The 4,739-nt window shown below is 71.3% G+C and carries 4 protein-coding genes; 2 read left to right on the plus strand and 2 right to left on the minus strand.

The features are described 5' to 3' along the window. The first annotated feature begins 284 nt into the window (after positions 1-284). A complete protein-coding gene (locus KN815_RS16495; RefSeq protein ID WP_216342685.1) occupies positions 285-1,058 on the plus strand; it encodes an IclR family transcriptional regulator in 774 nt (257 codons plus the stop codon). Positions 1,059-1,131: 73 nt separating this feature from the next. On the opposite strand, the gene KN815_RS16500 is transcribed toward KN815_RS16495, so the two are convergent. Both KN815_RS16500 and KN815_RS16505 read right to left on the minus strand, forming a co-directional pair. Beyond that, entirely contained in the window at positions 1,132-2,109 is a 978-nt protein-coding gene (locus KN815_RS16500; protein ID WP_216342686.1) for an aldo/keto reductase, read from the minus strand. Between the two features lie 44 nt (positions 2,110-2,153). Beyond that, the gene (locus tag KN815_RS16505; RefSeq protein WP_216342687.1) at positions 2,154-3,188 is read right to left on the minus strand and encodes an alcohol dehydrogenase catalytic domain-containing protein; all 1,035 of its coding nucleotides are present in this window, start codon (positions 3,186-3,188) and stop codon (positions 2,154-2,156) included. A 229-nt stretch (positions 3,189-3,417) separates the two neighbouring features. Between KN815_RS16505 and KN815_RS16510 the strand changes: the two genes are divergently transcribed. After that, a complete protein-coding gene (locus tag KN815_RS16510; protein WP_216342688.1) occupies positions 3,418-4,299 on the plus strand; it encodes a helix-turn-helix transcriptional regulator in 882 nt (293 codons plus the stop codon). Positions 4,300-4,739: the final 440 nt, after the last annotated feature.

Raw genomic sequence — 4,739 nt, forward strand, 5'->3', positions numbered from 1 at the left:
TGGAGCCCCTGGTATCGGGAAGGGGCGGGGTGGGGAAAGATCCGCCGGACACCCCGTGGCACCTCGGCGCCGACCGGTCCATGCGCCCTCAGCAGGGCCCAGAGTCAGCGCATCGCGCGGTCGGCGGGGAGGACACGGGGCGTCTCGGCCAGCAGGGCGCACCGAGCCACTGCCCGAGCCCGAGCCCGAGCGCGATCCGGCACTCCACTCGGGCGCATCCGCGTGCGCCCTCGGCGTCTGATATTTTGGACGTCGTCTGCTTGTAGGTGTGCTGGGAGGACATCGTGGCGCGACTCACCGCTCCGGCCCTGCGCCGGGGCCTGGACATCCTGGAGCTGCTCGTCGACCAGGACGAGGGACTGCGGGTTCCGGAGATCACCCAGCACCTCGGGCTGCCCCGTGCCACCACGCACGAACTCGTCAACACACTGGCCGACCGGGGCTATGTGACCGTCTCCAAGGAGACCGGACGCGTCGCGATAGGGCTCAACGCCCTGCGGCTGGGCGCCGGATACGAGCGCGGGCTCGACCTCGCCACCGTGGGCCGGGAGTGTGCCGGTGAGGTGGCGCGGGCATGCGGCGAAACGGTCCAGGTGGTCGTACGGGACGGCAGATTCGCGGTGTTCATCGTGCGCATCGACAGCAAGTACTCGGTCCGGTTGGTGTCGCAGGTGGGCAGCCGGCTGCTCGCGTCCTGCACCGCGGGCGGAAAAGCGCTGCTGAGCGCCCTGCCGGCCAGGGAGCTCGATGAGCTGTTCCCGAACGACAAGGCGCTTCAGCAGATGACGTCGAACAGCATCTCCACGCGGAAGCGGTTGCTGGCCGAGGTCGAAGAGGCCCGCGAGCGCGGCTGGACCGAGGAGTACTGCGAGTCCAATGACCACGCGGCCTGTGTCGCCGCGCCGGTGTACGACCGGCTCGGCAACTGCGTGGCGGCCATGAGCATCTCGGTGCCCACCCCGCGGTGGGGCGACACCGAGAAGGAGCGCTACGTCGCGTTGGTCCTCGATGGGGCACGGGCGATGGCCCAGCGCCTCGGAGCGAGGGTGCCTTCCTGAGCACCCCCGCATGGCCCGGTACGACCCGTCACGCGGGCGCGGTCGCCCGGGTGGGGGCTCAGCGTTCCAGCATTCAGCGTTCCAGCATCCGCATACCGGCCTCGGTGTGAGTGTCTCCGACGGCCGGGGGCAGGTTGGAGAGCCTGGCCAGGACATCCGCGCCGAGCTGGAGGCGGTCCGCGGCGGTGTTCTCCTCCACGCGGGCCACGCGCTTGGTGCCGGGGATGGGCGCGAGGTCGTCGCCCTGGGCGAGCAGCCAGGCGAGGGCGACCTGGGCCGGTGTGGCGCCCGCCTCGGCGGCGATGGCCTGGACCTCGTCCGCGAGACGCAGATTGCGCTGGAAGTTCTCGCCGGTGAAGCGCGGGTTGCCGCGCCGGAAGTCGCCTTCCTCGAAGTCGGCCTCGTCCCGGACGGTGCCGGTGAGGAAGCCGTGTCCCAGCGGTGAGAACGGGACCAGCCCGATGCCCAGCTCACGCAGCACCGGCAGGACGCGCTCCTCCAGTCCGCGGGTCCACAGCGAGTACTCGGACTGCACCGCGGTGATGGGGTGGACGGCGTGGGCGCGGCGGATCGTGTCCGGCCCGGCCTCGGACAGGCCGATATGCCGCACCTTGCCCTCGGCGATCAGTTCCGCCACGGCCCCGACGGTCTCCTCGATGGGGGTGCCGGGGTCGACGCGGTGCTGGTAGTACAGATCGATGTGGTCGGTGCCCAGCCGCTTCAGCGACCCTTCCACGGCGGTGCGGATGTTGGCCGGGCTGGAGTCGAGGTGCCACGGGCCCGCCCCGGAGTGGGCGATCATGCCGAACTTGGTGGCCAGCACCACCTGATCGCGTCGGCCCTTCAGCGCCTGGCCGAGGAGTTCCTCGTTGATGTAGGGGCCGTAGATCTCCGCGGTGTCGATGAGGGTGACGCCCAGCTCCAGCGCCCGGTGGACGGTGCGGATGGACTCCGCGTCGTCCGTTCCGGCGCCGGTGAGGCCATGGGACATGCCCATCGCGCCCAGACCGATACGGGAAACCTCCAGGTCACCCAGGTTGATGTACTTCATCGGTGGTCACTTCTCCCGATAGGTGTGGTCGGTCCGGCGCCTGTTCACGGGCGGATGAGGACCTTCAGGGCCTCGCGTTCGTTCATCGCCCGGTAGCCGTCGGCCACGTCCGCCAGGGCCAGCGTGCGGTCGAAGACCCGGCCGGGCCGGATCGAGCCGTCGAGGATGTGCGGCATCAGCTCCTCGACGTACGCGCGGGCCGGGGCGACGCCACCGGTGAGGGTGATGTTGCGCATGAAGTCGCCGAACCCGAACGCCACATCGCTGTACTGCGGGGCGCCGACACGGCTGATCCTGCCGCCGTCGCGGACCACGCCGAAGCTCTGCACCAGCGCGTCGCTCAGGCCCACGCATTCCAGGACCTTACGAGTGCCCTCGCCGCCGGTCAGGTCACGCACCCGGGCGATGCCCTCCTCGCCGCGCTCGGCCACCACATCGGTGGCGCCGAAGTCACGGCCCAGATCGGTGCGCCGGGTGTGCCGGCCCATCAGGATGATCTGCTCGGCGCCCTGGAGCCTGGCGGCGATCACCGCCGCCAGGCCCACGGCGCCGTCCCCGACGACGGTGACGCTGTCGCCGCGCTCGACACCCGCGGTACGGGCCGCGTGGTAGCCGGTGCACAGGATGTCGGACAGGGTCAGCAGATCCGGCAGCAGCTCGGAGTCCTCACCGACCGGCAGCTTCACCAGGGTGCCGTCGGCGTACGGGACCCGCGCGATCTCCCCCTGGCCGCCGTCGACACCGTTCACGCCCCACTGCCCGCCGTGCACACAGGAGGTCTGCAAACCGTCGCGGCAGTACGCACAGGTGTTGTCGGCCCACATGAACGGGGCCACCACCAGGTCACCGGGGACGAGGCCGCGCACCTCGGCGCCGGTCTCCTCGACGACGCCCAGGAACTCATGGCCCATCTGCCGGGGCGTGTCGGTGTGCGGCAGGGACTTGAAGGGCCACAGGTCGCTGCCGCAGATGCAGGACAGCACGATCCGCACGACCGCGTCGGTAGGCTTCTGGATCTTCGGGTCGGCGACGTCCTCGACGCGTACGTCGTCGGCCGCGTACAGCAGGGTGGCGCGCATGGGCGCAGCTCCTCGATAGATGGGCGGGATGGTGGCAGGGAGCCGAAGTGGCGGCTCCGGGCCGCTCGACCGTCTCGGGCCCAGGAGGCCGGTCGGCGCGACACCATCGAGCCTGCCGCTTCGTGCCCGCCTCAGGCAGGCCGAGGTATGCGGGGGAGCGGCCAGCGGGGGTGTGACAGGGCCCCCCTCACCGGGCGTGTCCCGGCGGCGGCGGGGAGACACTGGCCCTATGGCACCCGAGCAGCACAGCGGCGGCGAGGAACTGGGGCGCTTCCTGCGCGCCCGCCGCACCCAGACCAGCCCCCAGGCCGCCGGCCTCACCCCGGGGCCCGGCATTCGCCGTACCCCCGGCCTGCGCCGCGAGGAGCTGGCCACCCTGGCCGGGGTCAGCATCGACTACTACACCCGTCTGGAACGCGGCAAGGAAACCCGCCCCAGCCCCGCCGTGGTCGATGCCCTCGGGCGCGCCCTCCAGCTCGACGACGCCGAACACCAGCACCTGCGTGACCTGGCCGTCCGTGCCGCCCGCTACGCACCCAAGCCCGCCCCGGCCCCCAGCCGCACCGTGCGCCCCCATCTGAAGCTGCTGCTGGAAACGGTGCGCCCCAACCCCGCGTACATCCTCAGCCGCAGCATGGACATCCTCGCCCACAACCCCGGCGGCCTCGCCCTCTACGCCGGCATCGCCGACTGGCCGGTCAAGCAGCGGAACCTCTTCCTCCACCCCGCCGCCCACGAGGTCTTCCCCGACTGGGAGAACCAGATCCGCGGCTGCGTCGCCCGCCTGCGCGCCCTGGCCGGCACCGACCCCGACGCCCCCGACCTCACCACTCTCGTCGGCGAACTGCTCCTCAAAAGCCCCGACTTCGCGGGCCTGTGGGAGCGCTACGAGGTCACCGGCCGCAAACACACCGCCAAGACCTTCCAGCACCCCCACGTCGGCAAGATCACCCTCGTCTTCCAGGGCATGGCCCTCGAAGGCACTCCCGGCCACCGCATGGGCGTCTACACGGCCGAACCCGGCACCCCGGATCACGACGCCATGCTCCTGCTCGACATGACCGCCACGCCCACCGAGCCACGGCCCTCCGCCTCCGAGCACAAGTGCTGACCGGCCGAGCCCGGCGGCGAGGGCTCACCGGGCAGTTGTGGTGGCCGCGTGCGCGACCGCCTTGGGGAGACGGGCGCGCCAGGTGAGCGACGTCTTCTCCACCCTCGCGGCCGGCCTCTTCGCGGCCGGATCGGCGCCCGCCGATCCGTGACGCGCACCGGTGCGTTGGCGCTGCCCGGGTCCGACGCCGCGCCCGCCTTGTCGGTGGCCCCAGGTCACTGTCAAGCGTCCGCGGCAAGGAGGGTCAAGAGTCCGCGGCAGCGGGCAGGCTTCGGCGTCCGCTCGGATGCTCCTATGGATGTCAAGCGGCTTCAGTGAGGTCGCTTTGTGTGGTTTGCCGGGTGGTGGTGCGGTGATCCAGGGATCGCATGAGGACGCGGTAGACCTCGCGGGCGACATGCCGCTTGAGGCAGCGCATGATGTCCTTCTTCGACAGGCCC

The sequence above is a fragment of the Streptomyces niphimycinicus genome, from assembly GCF_018883605.1.
GTDB classification, from domain to species: domain Bacteria; phylum Actinomycetota; class Actinomycetes; order Streptomycetales; family Streptomycetaceae; genus Streptomyces; species Streptomyces niphimycinicus.